General features: G+C 62.2%; 23 protein-coding genes and 1 tRNA gene. 13 read left to right on the top strand and 11 right to left on the bottom strand.

Annotation, left to right across the window (positions count from 1 at the left end; translation table 11 throughout):
* Positions 1–74: 74 nt before the first annotated feature.
* The 3 genes from U2H20_RS08505 to U2H20_RS08495 form a co-directional block, all read right to left on the bottom strand.
* The gene (locus tag U2H20_RS08505; protein ID WP_430591857.1) at positions 75–2,585 is read right to left on the bottom strand and encodes a glycoside hydrolase family 65 protein; all 2,511 of its coding nucleotides are present in this window, start codon (positions 2,583–2,585) and stop codon (positions 75–77) included.
* On the bottom strand, positions 2,585–3,241 hold the full coding sequence (locus U2H20_RS08500; RefSeq protein WP_430591856.1) for an HAD family hydrolase: 657 nt from the start codon (positions 3,239–3,241) through the stop codon (positions 2,585–2,587). The genes U2H20_RS08505 and U2H20_RS08500 overlap by 1 nt, the downstream gene beginning before the upstream one ends.
* A 323-nt stretch (positions 3,242–3,564) precedes the next feature.
* Positions 3,565–3,990 (bottom strand): VOC family protein, encoded by a 426-nt coding sequence (locus U2H20_RS08495; RefSeq protein WP_430591855.1) that lies wholly within the window; start codon positions 3,988–3,990, stop codon positions 3,565–3,567.
* A 111-nt stretch (positions 3,991–4,101) separates the two neighbouring features.
* Between U2H20_RS08495 and U2H20_RS08490 the strand changes: the two genes are divergently transcribed.
* From U2H20_RS08490 to U2H20_RS08475, 4 genes are all read left to right on the top strand, one after another.
* Complete coding sequence (locus U2H20_RS08490) at positions 4,102–4,392, top strand: DUF1905 domain-containing protein (protein WP_430591854.1); 291 nt, start codon at positions 4,102–4,104, stop codon at positions 4,390–4,392.
* 37 nt (positions 4,393–4,429) lie between these two features.
* On the top strand, positions 4,430–4,825 hold the full coding sequence (locus tag U2H20_RS08485; RefSeq protein ID WP_430591853.1) for a hypothetical protein: 396 nt from the start codon (positions 4,430–4,432) through the stop codon (positions 4,823–4,825).
* 125 nt (positions 4,826–4,950) lie between these two features.
* Positions 4,951–5,424 (top strand): hypothetical protein, encoded by a 474-nt coding sequence (locus U2H20_RS08480; RefSeq protein ID WP_430591852.1) that lies wholly within the window; start codon positions 4,951–4,953, stop codon positions 5,422–5,424.
* A gap of 72 nt (positions 5,425–5,496) precedes the next feature.
* Positions 5,497–6,465 carry a DMT family transporter gene (locus U2H20_RS08475; protein ID WP_430591851.1) on the top strand — a complete coding sequence of 323 codons (969 nt, stop codon included), beginning with the start codon at positions 5,497–5,499 and terminating at the stop codon, positions 6,463–6,465.
* A 12-nt stretch (positions 6,466–6,477) separates the two neighbouring features.
* On the opposite strand, the gene U2H20_RS08470 is transcribed toward U2H20_RS08475, so the two are convergent.
* Both U2H20_RS08470 and U2H20_RS08465 read right to left on the bottom strand, forming a co-directional pair.
* Positions 6,478–6,966, bottom strand: a complete 489-nt coding sequence (locus U2H20_RS08470) for a DUF4234 domain-containing protein (RefSeq protein WP_430591850.1) — start codon at positions 6,964–6,966, stop codon at positions 6,478–6,480.
* Between the two features lie 260 nt (positions 6,967–7,226).
* Positions 7,227–8,255 carry an LLM class flavin-dependent oxidoreductase gene (locus U2H20_RS08465; RefSeq protein WP_430591849.1) on the bottom strand — a complete coding sequence of 343 codons (1,029 nt, stop codon included), beginning with the start codon at positions 8,253–8,255 and terminating at the stop codon, positions 7,227–7,229.
* 141 nt (positions 8,256–8,396) lie between these two features.
* Here U2H20_RS08465 and U2H20_RS08460 point away from each other — a divergent pair, with 141 nt between their 5' ends.
* Together U2H20_RS08460 and U2H20_RS08455 are read left to right on the top strand one after the other, a co-directional pair.
* Positions 8,397–9,668 (top strand): MFS transporter, encoded by a 1,272-nt coding sequence (locus U2H20_RS08460; protein WP_430591848.1) that lies wholly within the window; start codon positions 8,397–8,399, stop codon positions 9,666–9,668.
* Positions 9,661–10,473, top strand: coding sequence for a MerR family transcriptional regulator (locus tag U2H20_RS08455; protein WP_430591847.1), 813 nt, complete (start codon positions 9,661–9,663; stop codon positions 10,471–10,473). The genes U2H20_RS08460 and U2H20_RS08455 overlap by 8 nt, the downstream gene beginning before the upstream one ends.
* A gap of 10 nt (positions 10,474–10,483) precedes the next feature.
* Here the strand turns inward: U2H20_RS08455 and U2H20_RS08450 are convergent, their stop codons facing one another.
* The 6 genes from U2H20_RS08450 to U2H20_RS08425 form a co-directional block, all read right to left on the bottom strand.
* Positions 10,484–11,245, bottom strand: coding sequence for a hypothetical protein (locus U2H20_RS08450; RefSeq protein WP_430591846.1), 762 nt, complete (start codon positions 11,243–11,245; stop codon positions 10,484–10,486).
* Positions 11,242–12,162 (bottom strand): ABC transporter ATP-binding protein, encoded by a 921-nt coding sequence (locus U2H20_RS08445; RefSeq protein WP_430591845.1) that lies wholly within the window; start codon positions 12,160–12,162, stop codon positions 11,242–11,244. The genes U2H20_RS08450 and U2H20_RS08445 overlap by 4 nt, the downstream gene beginning before the upstream one ends.
* Positions 12,162–12,398: a PLDc N-terminal domain-containing protein gene (locus U2H20_RS08440; RefSeq protein ID WP_430591844.1), complete on the bottom strand. Its 237-nt coding sequence runs from the start codon at positions 12,396–12,398 to the stop codon at positions 12,162–12,164. Before U2H20_RS08440 ends, U2H20_RS08445 begins: the two co-directional genes overlap by 1 nt.
* Positions 12,395–12,961, bottom strand: a complete 567-nt coding sequence (locus U2H20_RS08435) for a helix-turn-helix domain-containing protein (protein WP_430591843.1) — start codon at positions 12,959–12,961, stop codon at positions 12,395–12,397. Before U2H20_RS08435 ends, U2H20_RS08440 begins: the two co-directional genes overlap by 4 nt.
* A gap of 122 nt (positions 12,962–13,083) precedes the next feature.
* Positions 13,084–14,205, bottom strand: coding sequence for a hypothetical protein (locus tag U2H20_RS08430; RefSeq protein WP_430591842.1), 1,122 nt, complete (start codon positions 14,203–14,205; stop codon positions 13,084–13,086).
* Between the two features lie 180 nt (positions 14,206–14,385).
* A tRNA-Leu gene (locus U2H20_RS08425) sits at positions 14,386–14,470 on the bottom strand.
* Between the two features lie 96 nt (positions 14,471–14,566).
* Between U2H20_RS08425 and U2H20_RS08420 the strand changes: the two genes are divergently transcribed.
* The 7 genes from U2H20_RS08420 to pknB all read left to right on the top strand — a co-directional run bounded on the left by U2H20_RS08420 (position 14,567) and on the right by pknB (position 23,670).
* Positions 14,567–15,244: an FhaA domain-containing protein gene (locus U2H20_RS08420; protein WP_430591841.1), complete on the top strand. Its 678-nt coding sequence runs from the start codon at positions 14,567–14,569 to the stop codon at positions 15,242–15,244.
* Positions 15,241–15,819: an FHA domain-containing protein FhaB/FipA gene (locus tag U2H20_RS08415; protein WP_430591840.1), complete on the top strand. Its 579-nt coding sequence runs from the start codon at positions 15,241–15,243 to the stop codon at positions 15,817–15,819. The genes U2H20_RS08420 and U2H20_RS08415 overlap by 4 nt, the downstream gene beginning before the upstream one ends.
* Before the next feature lies 1 nt (position 15,820).
* Positions 15,821–17,059 (top strand): Stp1/IreP family PP2C-type Ser/Thr phosphatase, encoded by a 1,239-nt coding sequence (locus U2H20_RS08410; RefSeq protein WP_430591839.1) that lies wholly within the window; start codon positions 15,821–15,823, stop codon positions 17,057–17,059.
* A gap of 20 nt (positions 17,060–17,079) precedes the next feature.
* Positions 17,080–18,456, top strand: a complete 1,377-nt coding sequence (locus U2H20_RS08405) for an FtsW/RodA/SpoVE family cell cycle protein (protein ID WP_430593620.1) — start codon at positions 17,080–17,082, stop codon at positions 18,454–18,456.
* On the top strand, positions 18,453–19,940 hold the full coding sequence (locus U2H20_RS08400) for a penicillin-binding transpeptidase domain-containing protein (RefSeq protein WP_430591838.1): 1,488 nt from the start codon (positions 18,453–18,455) through the stop codon (positions 19,938–19,940). Before U2H20_RS08405 ends, U2H20_RS08400 begins: the two co-directional genes overlap by 4 nt.
* Complete coding sequence (locus U2H20_RS08395; protein WP_430591837.1) at positions 19,937–21,739, top strand: protein kinase domain-containing protein; 1,803 nt, start codon at positions 19,937–19,939, stop codon at positions 21,737–21,739. Before U2H20_RS08400 ends, U2H20_RS08395 begins: the two co-directional genes overlap by 4 nt.
* 134 nt (positions 21,740–21,873) lie before the next feature.
* Positions 21,874–23,670: a Stk1 family PASTA domain-containing Ser/Thr kinase gene (gene pknB / locus U2H20_RS08390; protein ID WP_430591836.1), complete on the top strand. Its 1,797-nt coding sequence runs from the start codon at positions 21,874–21,876 to the stop codon at positions 23,668–23,670.
* The last annotated feature ends 54 nt before the right edge of the window (positions 23,671–23,724 follow it).

Raw genomic sequence — 23,724 nt, 5'->3', positions numbered from 1 at the left:
CTGGTTTCACAGACACCGAAGGCCCGCACCGATGAATCGGTGCGGGCCTTCGGCACATGCGCTGCGAGCGCGAACTACCAGCTCGGCGTCACGACGTCACCGTCAGGGCGATCGATCGGAATCGTCGGGATCGTCGAGGTGATGAGCGATCCGTCCGAGCGGCGAGTGCCCTCGATGTCACTGATCGACGGTGTGCCGACAATGTGCTTGCCCTGGTGGGTCAGATCGACGATGACGCTCAACTCTGGTTCGAGGTGGAAGGCCTGTCCACGCACCTCGAAGTCGAAGGAGTCGCCCTCTTCGATCGTGAAGATCATCGTGTCCTGGCGCAGTTCGACGCGAACGCGAGTGCCGTGCACCGTGATCCGGAATTCGAGCCCGCTCCAGTCGTCCGGCAGTCGGGGGTCGAAGGTGAACTTGCCGCCGTGATCGCGCATGCCACCGAACCCCATGACGAGTGCGCTCCAGACGCCACCGGTGGAAGCGACATGCACTCCGTCGGAGGCGTTGCGGTGCAGGTCGGCGAGATCCACGAAGAGCGCAGAAGTGAAGTACTTCAGCGCGAGCTCCGAATAGCCGACCTCTGCCGCGATGATCGACTGCACGACCGCGGAGAGCGTGGAGTCGCCCGTCGTCAGCGCGTCGTAGTACTCGAAGTTGCGACGCTTCTCCTCGTGCGAGAACTCGTTTCCCTGCAGCAGCAGCGCGAGCACGACGTCAGCCTGCTTCAACACCTGGAAGCGGTAGATCACGAGTGGGTGGTAGTGCAGCAGCAGCGGACGCTTGTCCGCAGGCGTGCTCTCGAGGTCCCACAGTTCTTTCTCCAAGAACTGTGCGTCCTGCGGGTGGATTCCGAGAATCGAGTCGAAGGGCACGTGCATCGCTTCTGCGGCGGCACTCCACTCGACGAGTTCCTCTTCCGTGAGATTCAACCGCGCGACCATGCGATCGAAGTCTTCCGGTCGCTCGGCACGCATCTGCTCGCACGAGGAGACCGCGGAGCGCAGGTTCGCGCGTGCCATGACGTTCGTGTACAGGTTGTCGTTGACGACGGTCGTGTACTCGTCCGGGCCGGTGACTCCATGAATGTGGAAGGTGTCGTGTCCGTTCGAGCGCCAGAAGCCGAGGTCGGCCCACATGCGCGCGGTCTCCACGAGCACGTCGATCGCGCCGCGAGCCAAGAATGCGGTGTCTCCCGTGGCTTCCACGTACTGCATGAGCGCATAGGAGATGTCGGCGTCAATGTGGTACTGCGCCGTGCCTGCCGCATAGTACGCCGAGGATTCGAGGCCGTTGATCGTGCGCCAGGGGAATAGTGCGCCGTACTGGTTCAGTTCCGAAGCGCGGTCGCGCGCGGCATCGAGCATGTTGTGACGGAACCGCAGGGCGTTTCGGGCCACGAGCGGAGAGGTGTAGCTCAGGAACGGGAGCACGTACACTTCGGCGTCCCAGAAGTAGTGGCCGCCGTAGCCGGAGCCGGTGACACCCTTTGCAGCGATCCCGCCACCGTCGGTGCGAGCGGTCGACTGGGCGAGCTGGAAGATGTTCCAGCGAATCGCCTGCTGCAGTTCCGGCTTGCCCTCGATGACGACGTCAGAGCGCTTCCAGTACTCGTCGAGCCATGCACGCTGCTCGGCGAAGATCACCTCGGTGCCTTGTTCGTTCGCACGGTCGAGCGTGCGGTCGCAGCGGTCAGCGAGTTCATGCGTCGGGACGCCATTGCTGGAGTGGTAGGCGATCGTCTTCACGAGGCGAACGGGAACGCCCGCGCGAGCCTTCACTCGGTAGACGTGCTTTGCGAGGTCGTCGCTGAGGCTGACGGACTCTTCCCACTCGTTCTCGGTTTCGATTGCGTGACCAGCACCGACCACGACCGTCATTCCGGAGTTCGTCGTGTGGTACCCCAGCAGGTAGCGGCCGTCGGTCTCGCGGCGCAGCATCGGCTGGAGCACGCGATCTTCGAGTGTCTCGGCCTTTCGCGGGTCGAAGTCGGCGGAGTCCGACTTCTTCCGGCTCTTGTACTCGTCGGTGCGGTCCTGGCGGTTCAAGATCTGGCTGGAGATCAGGATCGAGGCGTTCGCATCCGCGACCGTCACTTCATATTCAACGACCGCGAGGTGGCGGTCGGTGAACGAGGTCATACGGGTGGATCGCACGAACACTCGCTTGCCCGATGGAGTCAGCCATTCGAGTTCGCGGCGCAGCACGCCGTCGCGCATGTCGAGCACGCGCGAGTACTTTGCCAGGTCGGCCTCGGTGAGCACGAAAGGCTCATCGTCGACGTAGAGGCGCAGGATCTTCGCATCCGGAACGTTGACGATCGTCTGGCCGACGCGAGCGAATCCGAACGCTTCTTCAGCGTGGCGGATCGGCCAGGTTTCATGGAACCCGTTGATGAACGTGCCGTCGGCGAAGCTCGAGCGACCTTCGTCATGGTTGCCTCGGAGGCCGAGGTAGCCGTTGCCGACCGCGAATACCGTCTCGGTGCGGCCGGCTTCGGCCTGCGAGAACTCGCGTTCGATGAGCGACCACTCGTCGATCGGGTAGCGGCTCCGGTCGAGTGGGTCTTCGGTAATTGGGTTCATCAGATCTCGTTCTTGTGGTTCAGGGAGGGAATCAAGTCGGCGAGGTCGGTCACGACCTCATCGGCGCCGGCTTCGATGAGTGCTGCGGCACCGATGCCTCGGTCAACACCGACGACGAGCCCGAAGTTCCCGGCGCGACCAGCGGAGACGCCCGAGTGGGCGTCTTCGAGGACGACGCACTGTTCAGGTTCGAAGCCGAGCTTTTGCGCGGCATAGATGAAGGTGTCGGGCGCGGGTTTTCCGGCGATGCCGAGATCTGCGGCGACGAGTCCATCGATCACGATGTCGAAGTGCTTTCGCAAGTCTGCCGTTTCGAGCACTGGCTCCGCGTTCTTCGAACTCGACACGACCGCGACGTCGAGACCCTTCGCGAGCACGGCATCGAGAAACGCTTTCGAACCCGGGTACGCGGCAACGCCGTGTTCCTTGAGCTCGGCGTTGAAGAACTCGTTCTTCCGGTTCCCGAGCGCCCACGCGGTGTCGTTCCCGGAGCATCTTCCGGGGTCCCGAGTGGCAAGGTCACGCCGCGTGCGGCGAGCATGGTTTCGACGCCTTCGATGCGCGGGCGTCCGTCGATGAACTCGTAGTAGTCGTCGTCCTTGTACGCCTCGGGCTTGCCGATCGACGTGAAGTAGTCGGTGAACAGGGCACCCCACGCGCGTTGGTGCACGTCGGCAGTGGGGGTCAACACACCATCCAGATCGAAGAGGATCGCTTTCGCGTCCGAGAGCGGCAATGGTGTGTGCATACGGCGTGACCCTTCGGGGTGGAAGACAGGGAAGAAGTGTGTCCCGCGACTGCGGCTTCTTCAGAGACTGCTGATCGTCTCGGTAAGAGTTTCGGTGCTTTTGCGCGAAAGCAATGCTACTGGCGGGACTGGATTGATTGAGGACAGAACGCAACGTTGCGGCCCAAGTTTTCCAAATGTTTTCATACGGCACAACCTGAACATTTGTGCATCTTCAGATGCCGTCCCGCGCTACTCGCTTGCGATCTCCCACACGTGTCCGCTCGGGTCGACGAAGGCAGCCGTCCTGATCCCCCAGGGCCGGTCGATTGGTCCGTTCAAGAGCGGCACTCCGAGCTCTGCGAGCGCTGTGCACGTCTCGTCAACGCTGGTCACCGTGATCGTGAACTGGGCGGTCACCGGGTGCGGATTTGTGGCCAGTGCCTCGGGTGCATTTGGCGCGGTCGGGGCGGGAGCGACCAGTGCGGGAGCGACCAGCTCGACTGCCTCAGAACGCTGCAGCAAGTTGATGAGGGTGCCGTCGAAGTCGAAGACCGTCGAAACCTCGTCCTCGTAATACACCTCGAGCCCGAAAACCGTTGCGTAGAACGCTTTCGCGTCATGCACGTTGTCGACGAAGAGCGTGATCGCGCTCAATCGGTTTGGAAGCGTTGGCATGGTCACCTTTCCGTCGAGCGCGCTCTTTCGCAGCGCTTGTGAACACCGTACACTCGGGCTGCAGAGACTTCATCCGCTAAAATCGAACTGAGACAACGAAGGGTGCCGCTCATGGAGACCATCGAGATCGGCCAATGCGACTTCACGTTCACCGCAGTCATCGAAACCCTCGACAAGGGTCCCGACTGGAATGTCGTGGTTCTTCCCGACTCCAAGGAAATTTTCGGCACTGGCAAGTCGCTGAAAGTTGCCGGCACGATCGATGGCGCCGCGTTCTCCAGCGCATTCCTTCCAACCGGCCAAGGAGCGCATTTGCTGAGTGTGCCTGCCAAAATCCGCAAGTCGATCGGCAAAGGCCTCGGCGACGAGGTCACGGTGCACCTCACGCAGCGACTGACGTAGCGCACCCAACTGCGGTACAGACAGAGGAGAGCAGTAGATGAGCAAACTCAAGATCGTCGATCAGCCCGACTGCGGGAATGCTCCTCGCCGCGAACTCGTCCGCGAGTTGACCACACATCTCGCCGCGCGAGAAGCATCGCTGGTCACCGCATTTCTCTCCGATGATGTGGAGTGGAGCGTCAATGGCAACACTCCAATGCGCGGAACTGATGCCGTCGAGGCTTGGATCTCTGCAGGCCCCGCGCTCCGTGAACTCCGCTTTGGCGCGATCCTCAGCCACGGCCGCGAAGCGAGCATCGATGGCGTGATGGTTCCCACTTCAGGAGCGCTGCTTCCGTTCAGCGTGTTCTTTCGTTTCACCAGCACCGCAAAGACGGCGCCAATCGCTGCAGTGCGAAGCTACTTTGTCGAACGGCGAGATTCACCACGCTGAGTGCCGCGCGTGCGTTTGCATGGCGAACCATCGCCTTCTCGAAGACACTCAGGCCGCACTCGGGTGCGATGGGGATACTCGGGACCAGCACGAGCGCATCGCTCGTCACGACCGAAGGATCACCAATGAGTGCACCACAGGCCCAAGTCGTCGCAGCGATTATGACGCTCAATCGCCCGGAAGTGCCGTTCTCTTGGAGCCCGAGCCCAGAGGGAGTGATCGGCACCTGGAACTACGCGGATGCGCAGTGGGCCGGGCTGCTCTCGGCAGCGTCGGTCGATGCGAGCTACCGTCTCATCGTGGCGTTGCATGAAGACGCGACCTTTACCTTCACTGATCACACCGAAGAGTCGAGCGTCGACGTCAACTCCAATGGATTGAGCTTCAGCAAGACGACGTTCAAGGGCTCCATAAAAAAGAAGAGCTTCAACAAAACCTTCGCACCGGTCGCCGTCGACCATGGTGAGGTCGGTCACGCGACCGGTTGGAACTTCGACAGCGAACTGCCGAAGAACGCCGTTCGAGACGTGCTCACGCACCACGGCTGGACCGAGCGAAAGCTCGGCTTCTGGGCACGAATGACGGGTGCATCGAGCTAGCGTTTTCCTCTCGGCGCAGCGCCGCCGAACATATGGTCAACAATGTCGGTCCGTACGGATAACGTGACGATCATGACCACACTCCCCCGGCCGCTGCTGTCGCTCACGGCGCTCGCGTTCATTGCAACCGCGTTGACCTGGGGTTCGAGCTTCTTGCTCATCAAGGTGGCACTGGATTCATTCTCACCGGGCCAGGTTGCGCTCGGTCGACTCGTGGTCGGCGCGCTCACGCTTGTACTCCTGATGGTGCTGACCCGGCGTCGCTGGCCCAGCGAGCCTCGCGTGTGGGCCCACCTCGCGGTGGTCGCAGTGTTTCTCTGCGTCGCACCCTTCATTCTGTTCGCGTGGGCGGGTCAGTTCTTGCCGTCGGGGCTCTCTTCAATCCTGAACGCCACGACCCCGATTTGGACCGCAATCTTTGTCTCGATCGGTGTGCGCACCGAGCGGTTCACCGCGGTGCAGGTCGGCGGCATCGTGCTCGGCATCGTCGGCGTCGGCGTCGTCACGGGTCTGTGGCGTTTCATCGCCGATCCTGCGTTCGCCGCATCACTGCCCGCGCAGGCCGCCTGTCTCGCTGCAACGGCCTGTTACGGCATCGGGTTCTTGTGGCTCCGGAAGTACGTCGTCGGCAAGCAGAACCACGACTCCGTGGTCGTGGCCGCGGTCCAGATCGTGCTGGCGGCTGTCATGAGCATCGTCATCGCGCCGATCTTCGCGATGGGCGCCATGCAGATCGAGGTCGTCCCGGTCTTGGCGCTCGTCGCGCTCGGAGTCTTCGGCACCGGTTTCGCGTACGTCTGGAACACCCGCGTCGTCCTCGACTGGGGCCCAGTTGCGAGCTCCACGGTGACCTACCTCACGCCAGTCGTCGGCATTGTGCTCGGCGCGCTCATCCTCGGCGAACACATCACCTGGAACGAGCCTGTCGGTGCTGTGCTCATCATCGTGAGCGTCATCGTCGTGCAACAGCACCTCAAGATCTCGAAGCGCCTCCGCGGTCGCCGCTCGACTCAGACTCCCGAGGGAACGCTCGTCCCCTGATGAACAGTAGTTTCAGCCGCGATAGTTGTAGTCAGCGCACAACTGGTTCATCGCGTGCAGTCGCTTGTACATGAAGATGAACGGCCCGACGATGATGAATGCGCCCAGCACGCCCCAGAGCCAGTAGTCAGCGGCGGTGATGGTTCGCGTCATGCCCCGGCGTTGCAGCTCGTTTCCTATGCGGTCGCACGAGTTGTGCCACCAGAAGATGTAGGCGAATCCGAAAGTGATCGGCCCCACGACGAGCGCCAGGAGCCAGAAGTTCATGGTGCGACGGTTGTCCCGTCGGCTCGCGATTGCATTGAGGTCATCGCCGGCTCGCGCGGTCAACCAGATCGTGTAGATCCCGAAGGTGATCAGCCCGAGCAGAAGATACTTCGTAAGCGACCGATGCGTGTCGAGGTTTGCGTAGGCATAGCCCGGCACGCTCATCGGCGGTGCGATTGGGGCGGGATACTGGCCTTGACCTGGCGCGGGGTAGTACGGCGGTTGGTGCGTCATCGCGGTGCGACCTTTTCCTTTCGAAACCGCTGACCTTGCGCGGTGCCAAGGTCTGCGGCATCGCAACGCTCAGAGACCAACTCGAAAGTGTAAGGAGATTCACGGACTCGCCTCGGCACACAGTCGGGGCCTGTGGATAAACCAGGCGGTCACGTCGCGCGAAGCGAGCGCACCTCCCGTGGAACGATCGACGAGGTCAGACTTCCGAGTGCGACCCTCGGGCGTCAGGAAACGCAACGCGGCGCTCCAATGCGCGAACCTCAGCGAGACTCGCCCCACCCCAGCTCATCGCCGATCTTCTTGATCGCCGCGAGTGAGCGCAGGTTGAAATCGACGCCCAATTGGTTCGGGATCGTAACGAGCACCGTATCTGCGAGCGCCACCGCGGCATCATTCGCGAGTTCTTTCACGAGCGTTTCCGGGTCGCCAATGTAGGAGCGACCAAACCGAGACATGGCACCGTCGAGCACACCGACCTGGTCGCTGCCCTCGACCTGCGCGCGGAGCCCGAAGTACTGCTGCGATTCGTCGTCGATGATCGGGATGATGCTCCGGCTGACGCTTACGGTTGGCCGTCGCGTGTGGCCAGCGGCCTCCCATGATTCTTGGAACATCCTGATCTGCGAAGCCTGAAGGCGATCGAAGGGTTCGCCGGTATCTTCCGTGAGGAGGGTCGAGGACATGAGGTTCATTCCCTGCTCGGCCGCCCACTGTGCGGTCGCCCGCGTCCCGGCTCCCCACCAGATGCGGTCGCGCAGCGTCTCAGATTGGGGCGTGATCGCGAGCCCTTGGCGGACTCCGGTCATTGCCGGGTCAGAGGTCGCCATCGGTTCGCCGGAGATCGCGTCCAAGAAGTCGGCGGTGTGCTGGCGGGCGAGGGTGCCGCCGCTCTGGTCGTCTTCCGGGTCGTATCCGAACGATCGGTAACCCTGGAGCGCGGGTTCGGGTGAGCCGCGGCTGATCCCGAGCTGCAATCGGCCATTGGCGATGAGGTCGGTGATGGCTGCTTCTTCAGCCATGTACATCGGGTTCTCGTAGCGCATATCGATGACGCCTGTGCCGATTTCGATGTTCGAGGTGCGTGCGGCGATTGCTGCGAGCAGGGGAAACGGTGCTGCCTGTTGGCGAGCGAAGTGGTGCACCCGGAAGTAGGCGCCACCGAGCCCGATCTCGTCGGCGGCAACCGCGAGGTCGATCGACTGGACGAGCGAGCCTTGAGCGGTGCGCACCTTCGACCCCCGAACGTCCTGCCAGTGATTGAACGAAAGAAAACCGATCTTCTTCGCCATGGTGACCTCCTGAAAACTCGTGGAGCGAGGCGTCTCGCTCCATTCACAACAACTCGGGCAATACGAGCGAGATTCCCGATAATTCAGATTCGAACAAAACCGACTTGACCCCGCCCCTACGTCATAGTTCTGACTAGAGACATGAACGTCACATCGCTCGCCTATCTCTCCTCGTACTTCCTGTCGCTCCTCGGCAACGGGATCACCGGAATCGCACTGCCCCTGATCGTGCTGCAGATGACGGGCAGCGCACTCGGAGCAGGGACCGTCGCTGCCGCGAGCGCGCTCCCGGCGCTCCTGGCTGGTCTCTTCATGGGTGTCGTCATCGACCGCATCAATCGGCGCACCTCCTCGGTCGTCACCGATCTCATCTCCGCCGCATCGATCGCGGCCTTGCCCATCGTCGACATGATCTCCGGCCTCAACCTCGGATGGTTCATCCTGTTCGGAATCATCGGCTCGCTCGGTGACGTCCCAGGCATGACCGCCCGCGAAGCGCTGCTTCCCGCGATCGTCCGGCACAGTGGCATTGGCCCAGAGCGGCTCATGGGCATCCGAGAGGCGCTCGGCGCAGTCGCGATCCTGCTCGGACCGGCTGCCGCTGGCACGCTCATGGTTCTCCTCGACGGCTCGACCGTGCTGTGGATCACCGCCGCCACCTCGTTCGCCGCCGCACTTCTCACGCTGCTCATTCCGTTCCGAGTCGGCGCGATCGTCCCGAGCGTCGAATCCGCAGCAGCCGGTGCGCCAGCGACCGCAAAAGCCAGCACGCTCTCGCAACTCCGCGACGGGTGGCGAGTGCTGTTCCGAAGCCAGTTCCTCATCACGACGACAGCGCTGAGCATCATCTCGGTGATCATCCTCTCGGCACTCCAGGGGCTGATCCTGCCCGTGTACTTCACCCTCGAGGCGCAGCCCGGACTGCTCGGCTTCGTGCTCAGCGCCCTCGCCGCGGGCACACTCATCGGCGGCGTCCTCTACGCCGTCCTCGGCACGAACGGTCGCCGCCGGACCTGGTTCCTCTCCGGACTCATTGGCACGACCTTCGGCTTCGCACTCATCGCAACGCTCCCCGCCGTGTGGATCGTGCTCCTCGGCGCATTCCTGCTCGGACTCTCCAGTGGACTCTTTGGCAGCCTCATCGGCGTGCTCATGATCGAGCGGATCCCTGAGGACATGCGTGGTCGCATCATGGGAACGCAGAACGCCATCATGACCGTTGCACCGGCAATCGGAATCTTCGGCGCAGCCCTCCTGACGGAGTACGTGAATGTGACGGTTGCGGCGATCGCAGCATGCAGCGTGTGGTTGATTGCACTCGCCATCGGCATCTTCGCCCGCTCGCTCCGTGGGCTCGAACCCGTTTCAGGGCAAACTAAGGAGGAGAAGCAACTGGAGGCTGACCGTGCATAGTGGCGAACTCGCGCGACTCGCGGGCGTGACCGTGCGCGCACTGCGTCACTACCACCAGGTCGGGGTGCTGGCTGAGCCAGCGCGGGGCACGAACGGTTACCGGGACTACTCAGTGCACGACCTCGTCCGAGTCCTGAAGATCAGACGACTCGCATCGCTCGGAATTCCTCTCGAACGGATGGCGGGCCTGCTCGACGAACCCGATGCAGACTCACTGGCACTGCTCGATGAGCTCGACGCGGAACTCGAGAACCAGATCGAGCAACTGACGAAGCAACGAGCACTGGTGCGGCGACTCCGCGATCACCGCACGCCGCTGGATGTTCCACCAGAGCTCGCGCCGTTCCTCGCAGTGTTTGCCAGCGAAACCACGACCAAGGCGATGAGTCAGGTCGACCGCGACCATTCCGTGCTCCTCGCCCATTTCGTCGGCGACGAAGGAATGGAACACCTCACTGGCCTCTACGAGCAGTTGAGCACCCCAGAGTTGCTCGCTCCCGTGATGGCGTTGTCGGATCGCTTCGAACGTCTCTGCCCCGAAACTTCGGAACAGGAAATCAACGACCTCGCCGCGGCATTCGCCGAGAACTTCGCACCGGTGCTGTCGTCGATTCGAGCATTCGGCGAGAGCGAAGAGCTGCAATCCACGAACGCGCTGCTCGCAAAGTTCAGCAATGACCTCCTCAACCCGCAGCAAGTGCGCATGCTCGCTGTGCTTGAGACTCGGCTGGACGCCTCCGAGCGCGAGGCTCCCGCACCGGCAACACCTGGCACGACCAGCGCTATTTCGGTGAGCGAGCGATAGTCGCTGCCAGCTACGAGTCGCGTCGCAATTGCTGCGAGTTGGCAATTGCAGTCGCTGCTCCGAGGCACCCAACGGAAACAACGATCGCAGTGACCAGTGGCGCAATGAGCGCGGTTCCGCTGAGTTCTGCGGCGCTGAGCAATGTGGTTGGCACCCACTCGGCGATTGTCGGAACACTGCTCAGCAACGGCAGGACGAGCACGAGGATCGTTGCGACCGCAACCGAGGTGGCTGTCCGTCGTGTGATTGTCATCACAAGAAATCCGAGGCACAGCGCCATAACGATGAACACCGACGAAGACGCCCCGACTCGCGCAATCATGGCGCCATCGACAGGCCCGACGACAGCCGCTGCAAGCACTGCTGCGATCACGAGCGCGAAGAGGTAGCTCACGAGCACAGCGATTGCGACGATCAGGAGTCTGGGAAAGATGAGCTGAGCCAGACCGTGCAAACGAGAGCGGTAGAAAATCGACGATCCCGGGCGCGAGTCCCAATGCAGCGAAGTAATCGCAACCGCGACGGCGAAAATGAGACCGAGTTGCATTGCGCTCTGGTTGAACAGAGCGATCGCGTCAGCCGATGTGGCTTCCGCAACCGTGATGGTGATCTGCTCCGTCCCTGAGGCGGCCTGCAGAATCTGCGGCATGAATACCGCGAGCGCAGGACCGGAAAGTCCGAAGAATCCGAAGGTCACGAGCAGACCCATCAACAGACCGGAGCGCACGAGCCGCCGAAGCTCAATATGAGCAGCGTTGATCATGACGTTCATGATGCCCCGACCTTGCTGACGAGCCGGGCGAACGAAGCATCGAGGTCTCGATCTCGGAGTGTGACTTCCAGCAACGGCGCATTGCACGCACTCAGCAGCGCCGAAAGGTGTCGCTCGGCGTCCTGAAAGCTCTCAAACCCTGCACTCCACAGCGTCGGCGAACTCGATTCGAGCTTCACCCCGGGGAATGAGGCGCTGATTGTGGCGGCATCGACGAGCGGCGGCGCACCGAATCGAATGACCCAGGTTGGTTCGAGACCCTGGATCAGAATCGAATCCGGTGTGCCAGACGCGACCACCCGTCCCTGGTCGAGCACCACGATCGAGTCAGCGAGTTGCTCTACTTCGCTGAGCAAATGGCTGGAGAGCAGAATGCACCGCCGGTTCTTCTGAGTTCGAATGATCTCGCGGATCTCCGCGCGCCCGATCGGATCGAGCGCGCTACTCGGTTCATCCAGGATCAGGATCTCGGGTTCGTTGACGAGCGCTGCAGCGATTCCGAGCCGTTGCAGCATCCCACGCGAAAAGTCGGCAACGCGTCGGTGCATCACCGCCCTGAGCCCGCACGCTTCAAGCGCGGCTTCGGGAGCCATCGGAAGGGTGTTCGCTACTTTCATGCGTGCAGCAGGTGGCGCGAGGGACAACGAGGTTGTGACGACTTCGAGCGCCGTCAACCAGGGCTCGAATTGGGGCACATCTGGGCAGTAGGCAACACGAGGCCGCTCGTTCGCGAACGAAATCGAGCCCGCCTGCGGTCGCGCGAGCCCTGCGATGAGCGTGAACAACACCGTCTTCCCTGCACCGTTCGGCCCGATCACAGCAGTGACTGCTCGATCTTCTGCGGCAAATGAAATATCTCGGATTCCTCCACCACCGGCATATTCGCGAGTCAACCCGCGAACCATCAGCGCTGCCATTACCGCAGGTCCTCGTCGCGAAGAGCCTGCTGCCGAGTGCGCCCGAGCATGAAATAGGCGATCGCGCCTGCTGGAATCGCAAACACCACGACGAGCACCCAGGTCCATTTCGGGAGTCGGACAACCGCCGGAGAACGTGCGATGTCGATCAATGCCCAGGCGATGAGGCCGACGACAAACACGAGCACGGGTATGAGCGGCATCACCATTGCGTTGTCGAAGTCGAAGAGGTTCACGCCCTCGCCCCGAGGTCCGAGTCGTCCGTGCTCGAGCGTTGCTCTCTCGGCATGATCACGGTGCTCAGTACTCGCCGACGGCGTCCGGGCGCTTGCGAATTGGCGAGGAGTTTTTCGAGCGCCGCCATCAGATCACGGCCAAATTCGTCGAGTTCATCGTTGCTGGCCCAGAAGCCTGCCTGCGCAAAACTCACGCGGTCGGCGTGGAGGTTCGGCGCACCAGCATGGACGTACTCGCTGAAGTCATTGATCAGCCCAGATGTGAACACAGTGAACGTTGAGATGAGCGCGTCGTCACTGAGCGCGTCAAGCTCGTCTGCACTCGGATTCGTGAGCTCTGGAGCCAAGCGGAACGTCTTCTCGCTCGCACCTCTGATCTGCTGCTCTTCGGCTACTTCGATGAGTCGGTGCTGCTCCAGAACGTTCACGTGTCGGTACAGGGTCGCGATCGGCACGTCGGCGAGCGCCACGTGCAATTGATTCGTCGTCAACGTGCCGTGAGCAAGGAACGATTGGATGATCCGCATCCGAATCGGGTGCAGTAAAGCGGAAGAACTGGTCATACTCGAATGTTATCAGTATTGATATTGATAACGGTAGAGCTGAGAGCAACGTGTGAGATGTCTGCGAGCGTCCGCCGCGTCATCGGCGACGCGACGCAGTCAGCGGACCAGTCGATACAGCCTCATTGCCTCACCCATGGAATTTCGGTGTCATCATGGTCGAGTTCCCAGCGAACGGGTTCCGCGCGGGGGCGCACCGCTGCGGAGAACCAGTAGGTCTCATCAGGGTTCCAACCTGCAATAAGGCTCGCGGTCTCGTCATCCACGGGAATCAGGGTCCCGGCGGCGGACAGATATGCCGCAGCCTGCAGGTGCACTCCGTCGTACTGCTCGGCAACCGCCGACCAGTCCGGAACAACCCAGGCGCCTTCCCGGCCGGTCACCCGGGACCAATCGTGCTGCTTCTGTGCGGTCACCACCATCGGGAACCGGGCACACAAAGCTGCCCATGCTTCAGGGCCTTCGACTTCAAACACGCGGAGTCCGGCTGGAACATCGAGCGGATACGCCTCCGCCGCTTCCCACCCGAGGCTGTCTTCCACAGACCACAGGCCGACTGGGCTTGCATCGATAATGTCTCGCGTTGAGGACACCATCGCCCAGCCCGGATGTGCCCACCACTCGCCACTGACGTTCCGTCGCGGCCTGCCGAGCCATTTGCGTGCGGCGGTCGACTCGGCCTCGATGACCCGCGCTCGGGCGTCGCGCAACTCGGCGAGCGGGTCTCGTGCAACTTCCTTCATCGGGTCACCGGACCATCGGATCATCCACTGCGACTGCACCGCAACGCCCGAACGCCACCACGCGACAGCATCGGAGGCGGCGACGTGACGAGCAACGCGCCTCAGTGCAGCGCGCATTTCCTCGGTTGAGGCGAGCAAGTCTTCGCCGTCTTGTGGCTGCCAGTACATCGCCGCATCGACCGAGCGGGCGAGGCAGGCTCGCAGCACTTCGGGTGTGACCTCTGGGAGCTCGACCTCGTCGAGCCGCGCGGCCGCCTCCGCAGGGCTGATCGCCTGAAGAGGACCCGGATGCGGGACGTCGCCGAAGAACGCCGTGCTCGAGGTCTGCCCCGGCTCGAGCGCCGTTGCCGCCAACATCACCGCGGTCGCGAACGAATCGTCGAACTGTTCGCTGTCGCGCAGCCGCTCAGCACGAAGCGCGAACTCGAGGAGCAGCCGCCGACCGCGTGGCCCGAGCATCAACAGCTCAGACCACTCCTCCACCGAGGTTGGCTCATCCATTTGCTTCTCCTTCACAGCGCGCATATCCGCGTGAGCTCTACAGAATCACGCGCCCGCCCCCGGCTCAAACTGCCTGCGTTCCACGGACACGAACAACATCCGAAGCAATCTGGCAAAAAATCACTCGCGAGAACCAAAAAAGGCCTTCGATCTGTTTCCAGATCGAAGGCCTTCTTCCATGTGCGCGAGGGGGACTTGAACCCCCACGCCCTTGCGAGCACTGGCACCTGAAGCCAGCGCGTCTACCAATTCCGCCACCCGCGCATGTGTCGTCATCATTGATGCAACTTAGTGAGAATATCAGGTTCATGGCTTGTGCGGGTACCATCGAAACGACCTGCCCGAAGGGACGGACACATTCGTGGGATTACTCGATCGCTTTGAGCGTGGATTAGAACGCGTCGTCAATGGCGCTTTCGCCAAGACTTTCAAGAGTGGCGTGCAGCCTCTCGAGATTGCCTCGGCGCTTCGCCGCGAGCTCGATACAAAGGCCGCCGTGGTGAGCCGCGAGCGAATTCTGGTGCCAAACCAGTTGCGCGTCGTGCTGTCTTCGACCGACTACGCCTCGATGCAGCGCCTCGGTGAGTCGCTCACCGACGAACTCACCAGCATGCTGCAGAAGCACGCAGTCGAAAACGGTTACTCCTTTGCAGGAGGCATCGATCTCAGCCTGAACGAAGACGAGAGCCTCAGCACCGGAATCCTTCGCATCGAAAGCGAGAACGTCAAGGGCGAGGTTCGTTGGAACGCGGTCGTCGACATCAAGGGCAACCGCTACGCATTGAAGCGCGGGCGCACCGTGCTCGGCCGAGGCTCAGAGAGCGACATCGTCGTCGATGATTCGGGTGCGAGCCGCGTGCACGCGGAGATCCTCTGGGACGGTTCACGTGCGCAGGCAAAAGACCTCGGATCAACCAACGGCACACTGCTGAACGGCAAGCCGTTGAAGAAGGCGCTGCTCGAGCCAGACTCGATCATCGATATCGGGAACACTCGGATCGTGTACCGCGTCTTGGCCGAATCGAAAGGCAGCGTATGAGTGAACTCACCCTCCTCGTACTCCGGCTCGGCTTCCTCGGCCTGCTCTGGGTCTTCATCTTCATCATCGTGTACGCACTCCGAAGCGATCTCTTCGGCACCAGCATCACCAAAGTCTCGGCTCCTTCAACGAAGAACGCGAACCGCCCAGAACCCGCAATGAGTGAGCCCCGGCCGACGCCGCGAGCTTCATCAGATGCCCCGACTACGGTCACCCAGCGCGCGAAACCAAGCGCCTCCGTTCCCTCCTCGCAGGGATCGAGCAACATCATGCAACCGACCGCGACGCCGAACCGCATCGTCGTCACGCAGGGCCCGAAGGCCGGCATGGAAGTCCCGCTGCCAAGCAGTGGTCTCACGATCGGTCGTTCGAGCAGCACTGATTTCGTGATCCGAGACGATTACACCTCGGGCGAGCACGCCAAGCTTTCGCAAGAGAACGGTCACTGGACTCTGCGCGATTTGAATTCCACGAACGGCACCAAGGTCGATGGCAAGAAGATCACCGGCTCGGTCGTCGTTGGAGTTGGCAGCACCGTCACCATCGGTACGACCAGCTTCGAGTTGAGGCGCTAACTTGCAGACCCCTCTTCAAGCCGCCGTCTCCCATGTTGGGCGCGTGCGCTCCGACAACCAGGATTCGGGGTATGCCGGAACCCAGTTCTATGCCGTCGCTGACGGTATGGGCGGGCACGCCGGTGGAGACGTCGCAAGCGCGATCACGATCCGTCGACTTCGCGACTCCGACCGCGAGTATGACGGCATCGAAGACGCCCGTTCGAGTCTGGTTCGAGCGGTCAAGGCTGCAAATACCGCCCTGCAGGATGCGATGCGCGAGCACCCAGAGCTGCAAGGAATGGGCACCACGTTCTCCGGGCTCGTCAGGGTCGGCGACCAGGCGGTTATCGCGCACGTCGGCGACAGCCGGATCTACCGTTTTCGCGGCGGTCGAATTTCACAGGTGACGACCGATCACACCTTCGTACAGAAGCTCGTCGAAGCTGGCCGGATCACTCGCGAAGAGGCCGAGCACCACCCGAGGCGCAACGTCGTCATGCGCATCCTCGGCAACGTCGAGACGAACCCGGAAATCGACAGCATGGTCGAGCCCATTCGCGAGGGCGACCGCTGGATCCTGTGCTCCGACGGTTTGTCGAGTTACGTTCCCGAAGAGCGGATCGAGAGCATCCTCGCCGCGGGCCGCGATGCGCGCGCGACCACGCAGCGTCTGCTTCAGGAGGCGCTCTCTGCAGGCGCGCCCGACAACGTGACCATCGTGATGATGGACGTCGACGACGAGAACCGTGAAGACGTCGAACCCGTCGTCGTCGGAAGCGCGACGAAACCCGTGAAGTACGAGGCAGTCGAGCAGGAGCGCGCTCCGATTCGACTCACCTCGATCCTGTTCCACCCGATCCAGACGCTCTCGCACGTTGCACCCGAACACTATGAGCCCGAGAGCGAGGAATACCTCGAAGATCTCATCCGGGAGCAGCGGAAACGAAACATCCGCCGTCGACTCATCTGGAGTTTCGCGGGTCTCCTCGCCGTCATCGGCGTCATCGTTGCCGGGTTCTTCTTCTACGAGTGGACCCAGACGCATTACTTCGTCGGCATCTCCGACGGCCACGTCGCGATCTTCCAGGGCATCCAGCAGGGGATCGGTCCATTCACGCTGTCCTCGGTGGTCGAGACGACCGACATCGATATCGATACGCTCGATGCCTTCACTTCGAACGCCGTCGAGGGCACGATCTCCGCGGATTCGCTGACTGAAGCTCGCGAGATCGTCGAACGATTGGAGGCCGCACCGTGACGAACGCCCTCCAGACCGGCATGATCTCGATCCGCGAGACCACCGAGAAGATCAAGATCCGTATTCGCAACCCAGCCAAGTTGCGAAACCTCGAACTCTTCCTCCTCCTGGTCGCCTTCGGTATCGCGGGCGCAGCGATCTGCCTCGTGCAGCTCGGCGTCAACGGCACCGTTGACTGGTGGCTGCTGTATCTTGCTGGCGGCCTCGGCGTCATCACGTTCGCAATGCACATCGCGATGCGATTCGTCGCGCGCGAAGCCGACCCTCTGATCCTGCCGATCGTCACCGTGCTCAACGGTCTCGGCATCGCGATGATCTACCGAATCGACCTTGCACAGAACGCCGCCGGCTGGGGCTCCACGGGTGTTCGCCAGATCGCCTGGACCGCTCTTGCGATGGTCATCGGGTTCTTCGTACTCGTGCTCATTCGCAACCACCGAGTGCTCGCTCGCTTCCGCTACATCGCGATGCTCGGTGCCATCGTGCTGCTGATCCTGCCGATCATTCCGGGTCTCGGACGACGCATCAACGGTGCACAGGTGTGGATCAACGTCGCCGGTTCAACCTTCCAGCCGGGTGAGATCGCAAAGATCCTGCTCGCAATCTTCTTCGCCGGGTATCTCATGACGGCGCGTGATTCGCTGTCCGTTGGCGGGCGCAAATTCCTCTGGATGCGCTTCCCTCGCATGCGCGACCTCGGCCCGCTCGTGATCGTCTGGGCTGCGAGCATGTTCGTGCTCGTCTTCCAGCGCGACCTCGGAACGAGCATGTTGTACTTCGGGCTCTTCCTCGTGATGGTCTATGTGGCTACCGGTAAGTCGTCCTGGATCGTGCTCGGCGTCTTCCTCGTTGGTGCAGGAGGCACGGCCGCCTACCTCACTCTTGGCTACGTGCAACGAAGAATCGATGGCTGGATCAATGCCTTCAGTCAGCAGTACTACGAAGCGGCCGGCGGGTCGTTCCAGATCGTGCAGGGTATTTTCGGGATGGCCCAGGGCGGTCTCCTCGGCACCGGGCTCGGTCAGGGCCGCCCGCAGGTGACGCCGTACTCGCAAAGCGACTACATTTTCGCTTCGCTCGGAGAAGAGCTCGGCCTCATCGGTGTCTTCGCGATCCTCGCGCTCTACTTGCTGCTCGTCTCGCGTGGGCTCCGCATCGGGTTCAACAGCCCCGATGACTTCACGAAGCTCCTCGGCGTGGGACTCTCCTTCGTGATCGCGCTGCAGGTGTTCATCGTGGTCGGTGGCATCACCCGCGTTATCCCGCTCACCGGTCTCACAATGCCGTTCCTCGCCGCTGGTGGCTCGTCGCTGCTCGCGAACTGGATTATTTGCGCACTGCTCCTGCGCCTCAGTGACACGGTTCGATCGCAACGCAGAATGGTGGTGGAACGATGAGCTCAGAAACCGGAACAATGACTCGCGAGGTTCGGCGTCTCGGCATTCTCGTGCTCGCCATGTTCGTCGCGCTGTTCACTTCGACGACGATCATTCAGGCAGTGAATGCGGAGGCTCTCGGCTCCGACCCGCGCAACACCCGGGCGCTCTACAACTCGTTCTCGGCAGAGCGTGGGCAGATCATCGTGCAGGGTCTTGAGGTCGCACTGAGCGTTCCGAGCAACGATGACTACCAGTTCCAGCGCCAGTACCCGCTCGGGCCGATGTACGCACCGGTCACCGGCTACTTCACCTTGAATCAGGGCAACACCGGGATCGAGGGCGCGATGAACCCCGAACTCACCGGTACCGCCAACAGCCAGTTCTTGCGCCAGCTCGAGGCACTGCTCACAGGCCAAGACCCCAAGGGCTCGGCGGTCTCCTTGACGATCTCGCACGCTGCACAAGCAGCCGCCTATGAGGCGCTCGGCGACCGTGAAGGCGCGGTGGTCGCAATCGATCCCGCGACCGGCGACGTTTTGACCATGGTGTCCACCCCGAGCTTCGATCCGAACGTCTTCGCCGACCACAATTCCTCCGCCGTCATCGAGGCGTACAACCAGATGGCTGCCGACCCGTCGAAGCCGCTTCAGAATCGCGCGATCGGCGGCGACCTCTACCACCCGGGCAGTGTGTTCAAGCTCGTGGTCGCAGCTGCGGCGCTCGAAAGCGGCGACTACACGCTCGACTCAGAGTTCGACAACCCCGCGACCCTGCAGTTGCCGGGCTCGACCTCCGTGATCCGAAACGCCTCGCGCGACACCTGCGGCCCTGGCGAACAGGCGACGCTCTCGACCGCGATCACGCTCTCGTGCAACATCCCGTTCGCGCTCCTCGCTTCGGAGCTCGGTGAAGATGCGATCCGCGAGCAAGCGGTCAAGATGGGCTACGGACAACGGTTCGATATTCCGATGGCGGTCAGCCCGAGTATCTACCCTGAAGACATGGATTCCGCACAACTCATGCTCTCGGCGTTCGGCCAGTATGACGTGCGAACCACCCCAATGCAGATCGCGATGACGACCGCGGCAATCGCCAACGGCGGCACGCTCATGCAGCCGAACCTCATCGACCAGGTGATCGCACAGGACCTCAGTATCGTGGCCGACCCACAGCCTTCTCGAATCGGCGAGGCGATGAGTCCCGCCACCGCAGAAGCCCTGCAGGAGGTCATGATCGAGGGAGTTACTTCCGGTATTGCAACGAATGCTGCAATTTCGGGTGTGACAGTGGGCGGAAAGACCGGAACCGCAGAGAATGGTCTCGATGCAAACGGTCAGCAACGACCCTTTAACCTTTGGTTTACAGGGTTCGGTGAATCGAACGGACAGTCAGTTGCGGTGGCTGTCGTCGTAGTTCCAGATGCAAATGTTTCAGGGCAGACGTCGAATGTCGTCGCAGCCCCAATAGGTAAGGCAGTGATCGAGGCGGTGCTGAATCAATGAGACCTTCTAGCGGACTCACCTTCGGTGGGCGGTACCAGCTCTCCAGCCGGATCGCGATCGGCGGAATGGGCGAAGTGTGGCAAGCCAGTGACCTCGTCATTGGCCGCACCGTCGCGCTCAAGATTCTCAAAGACGAATTCATGGGTGACCCCGGGTTCCTCGAGCGATTCCGCGCCGAGGCCCGTCACGCAGCGCTCGTCAACCACGAGGGCATTGCGAACGTCTTCGACTACGGCGAGGAAGACGGCAGCGCCTTCCTCGTGATGGAACTCGTTCCCGGTGAGGCGCTCAGTGCGATCCTCGATCGTGAACGCACGCTCCCGAGCGACCGTGTGCTCGACATCGTTGCGCAGACTTCGGCAGCGCTCCACGCGGCACACCAGGCCGGGCTCGTCCACCGTGACATCAAGCCCGGAAACCTGCTGATCACGCCCGAGGGGCGCGTCAAGATCACCGACTTCGGTATCGCACGCATTGCCGACCAGGTGCCGCTGACGGCAACGGGTCAGGTCATGGGCACTGTGCAGTACCTTTCGCCCGAGCAGGCGAGCGGGCAGGCAGCCGCGCCGACGACCGACATTTACTCGCTCGGAATCGTCGCGTACGAAGCGCTCGCTGGAAAGCGTCCGTTCACGGGCGAATCCCAGGTCGCCATCGCAATGGCACACATCAACGACGACCCGCCCGAGCTCCCAGGCACCGTGCCAGAGCCCGTGCGCAACCTCGTGTTCTCCTGCATCGCGAAGAAGCCCGAGGACCGTCCGACGACGGCAGCGCACTTGTCGCGAGCTGCGACCATGCTTCGCCGTGGTGACATTGCGGGTGCTGCAGCAATCGTGCCCGGCATCGCAGCGACCGGATCATTCGCGACCATCGACTCCCCGACCGGTGCCGCGACCCGCGTGCTCAACACGCAGTCGGCACCCAGTACTGCCGCGCTTCCGATCCTCGAAGAGGAAGAGGTTGAAGAGGGCCAATCGAACCCATGGAAGTGGCCGTTCATTGTGCTCGCGTGCATCATCGTGATCGGACTCGCTGCCGCCGCGATCGCAATCTGGGGATTCCAGGGCGACAACGAGCCGGAGCCGACTCCGAGCCAAACGAGCGAGACGCCGACTGCGAGCGAAGAACCGACGGAAGAACCCATCGACCTCGGCGACGGTTCGAACTTCATCGGCATGACTGAAGCCGAGTTCCGGAACGCGATGATCTCCCTCGGGCTCACCCCGGAGATCACGACCGGCAACGCCGCCTCGAACGCCTCCGAAGTCGGCACCGTGTACGACGTCTCTCCGACGAACCGCGTCGACCCGGGCTCGACAGTGACTGCGACGATCTACGGCGCAGTGCCTTCGGCCGAAGATCCCACAGCGACCCCGACCCTTGAAAGCGGCGATCCGAACGCTCTTGAAGTCGGTCAGTCCGCAACGATCAACTGGGAGGCCTTCACCTGCCCCGCCGGCTTTGTCGTGAGCAGCTACACACTGCAGATCACGAGCCCGAGCAACCAGCAGACGCAGGCGATCCTTGGTGCGGAGCCGACTGGCGTTGTCGAGAACCTCGCCGCAGGCACTACGAATGTCGCATACACGGTCACGTGCAGTAACGAATCTGGAACCCAGATTGTGACTGGTTCGAGCCCGAGTCTCGCGCTCACCGCAGTTGCTCCCCCGGTCGAAACCGAGGAGCCCGTGCCATCGACACCACCAGCGACGGAAACCCCGGCGCCAACCGATGGCACCGATGGCGCGACCGACGTGATCGATGGTGCGGCCGACACGATTATCCGAGGAGAATAGCTCGGACATTCGGACGAGTTACGGCTCTATAAATCATCCTCAGGTCTCACCTGGGAACAACTCGCGAACAAGTAGACTCCCTACGGCACCCCTTTTGACGGGTCATGCTGGAGCGCGAGTGTGGAGGGAGAAACGTGGCTGAACAGATTGCGAGTTCCGTCAAGACTCTCGGTGGACGATACGAAATCGGCGAGCTGCTCGGCCGCGGCGGCATGGCAGAAGTGCACCTCGGTCTCGACACTCGGCTCGACCGCAAGGTCGCGATCAAGCTGCTCAAGCCAGAGCTCAGCGCAAACCCCGACTTCCGTGTTCGCTTCCGTCAGGAAGCACAGGCTGCGGCCCGTATGTCGCACCCGACGATCGTTCGCGTGTTCGATGCGGGAGAAGAACCCGCGAAAGATTCGCGTGGCAATTCGATCCTGATCCCGTACATCGTCATGGAGTACGTCGACGGTCGCCTCGTCAAAGAGATCTACGCAGACGGCCCGCTGTCTGAGTCTGAGGCGATCCGCATCACCAAGGGCATTCTGACCGCCCTCGAATACTCGCACCGCGCCGGCATCGTTCACCGCGACATCAAGCCGGGCAACATCATGGTGACGCCCGGTGGCCAGGTCAAGGTCATGGACTTCGGAATCGCTCGCGCGGTGAGCGAGACCAGCGCCACCGTCGCACAGACCGGCGCGATCCTCGGCACCGCCCAGTACTTTTCACCGGAGCAGGCACGCGGCGAAGTCGTCGACGCACGCAGCGACCTCTATTCGACCGGCATCGTGTTGTTCGAACTCCTGACCGGTCGTCCGCCGTTCCGTGCAGACACAGCGGTTGCGGTCGCGTATCAGCACGTCAGCGAGCCTCCTCCCGTGCCGAGCGAACTCGTTCCGGGTATCTCTCCAGCGATGGACTCCGTCGTGCTGAAGGCGCTCACGAAATCGAAGCGCGACCGCTTTGCGAGCGCAGCCGAATTCCAAGAAGCCCTCGATGACTCCAAAGAGGGCATCGCGATCCCGGTCGAAGATGCCGAGACCACCCTCTTCGCGCCCGCCGCTGCGACGAGCGCAACGCGAATGTTCGAAGAGCTCGGCGACGAGGAGTACACCCCGAACGCACAGTCACGACCGCCGATCGCTTGGATCTGGGGTGGCATCGCCGTTATCGGTGTGCTCGTGTTCGCGATCGTCTTCTGGGCGATTCAACAGGGGCCGAATCTTCCAATCGCGGGTCTCTCTGTCGACGTTCCCGACATAGTCGGCGTCGAAGAAGCCACAGCGCTCGAGACCATCTCCGAGGCAGGACTTGCCGCTTCGGTCTCTCGAGAGACGAACGATGCACCGGTCGGAGAAGTGCTCCGCACCGAACCCACCGCAGGCGTTCCCGTCTCTCCTGGCACCTCGATCCGTGTGGTGATCTCGAATGGTCCGCCACCGATCCCCCTGCCGAACATGACTGGTCTCACGATCGATCAAGCGACGAATCTGCTCGAAACCGAGGGTCTCGCACTCGGCGCCGTCAACCGGATCCCTTCTGCATCCGTGCCAGAAGGTGTCGTGATCCGCACCGATCCGAGTGCCGACACCTCAACGCCGATCGGCACTGAGATCGACGTCTTCGTTTCAAACGGTCGGGTCACGATTCCGAACGTGGTCGGAATGAGCTACAGCTCCGCTGCATCGATGCTGACCGCCGACGACATCGGTTACACGGTTCGCCGGATCATTCTGCAGTCATGCATGGGCGGCCGAGTGACCGCGCAGTCGATCGCACCGGGCGAGCAGCCGCAGGGCGGCACCATCACGCTCACCTACTGTGGTGGCCAGCCGCCGCCACCGCCGCAGCCTTCCAACACGCCAGACCCGACAACGCCTCCGGTCCCTGACCCTGCTCCGCCTGCTCCTCCTGGGGACAACGGAAACGGAAACGACGAAGACTAGCGTCAAAGCAGCGATCGCCCAGCGCAACGCGTGTTTGGGGCGCGCTCGGTCCGG

The organism is Humidisolicoccus flavus (assembly GCF_045689595.1).
GTDB lineage: Bacteria > Actinomycetota > Actinomycetes > Actinomycetales > Microbacteriaceae > Humidisolicoccus > Humidisolicoccus flavus.
Note: the sequence above shows the minus strand (reverse complement) of the source record. Positions and strands in the feature narration are given on the sequence as shown.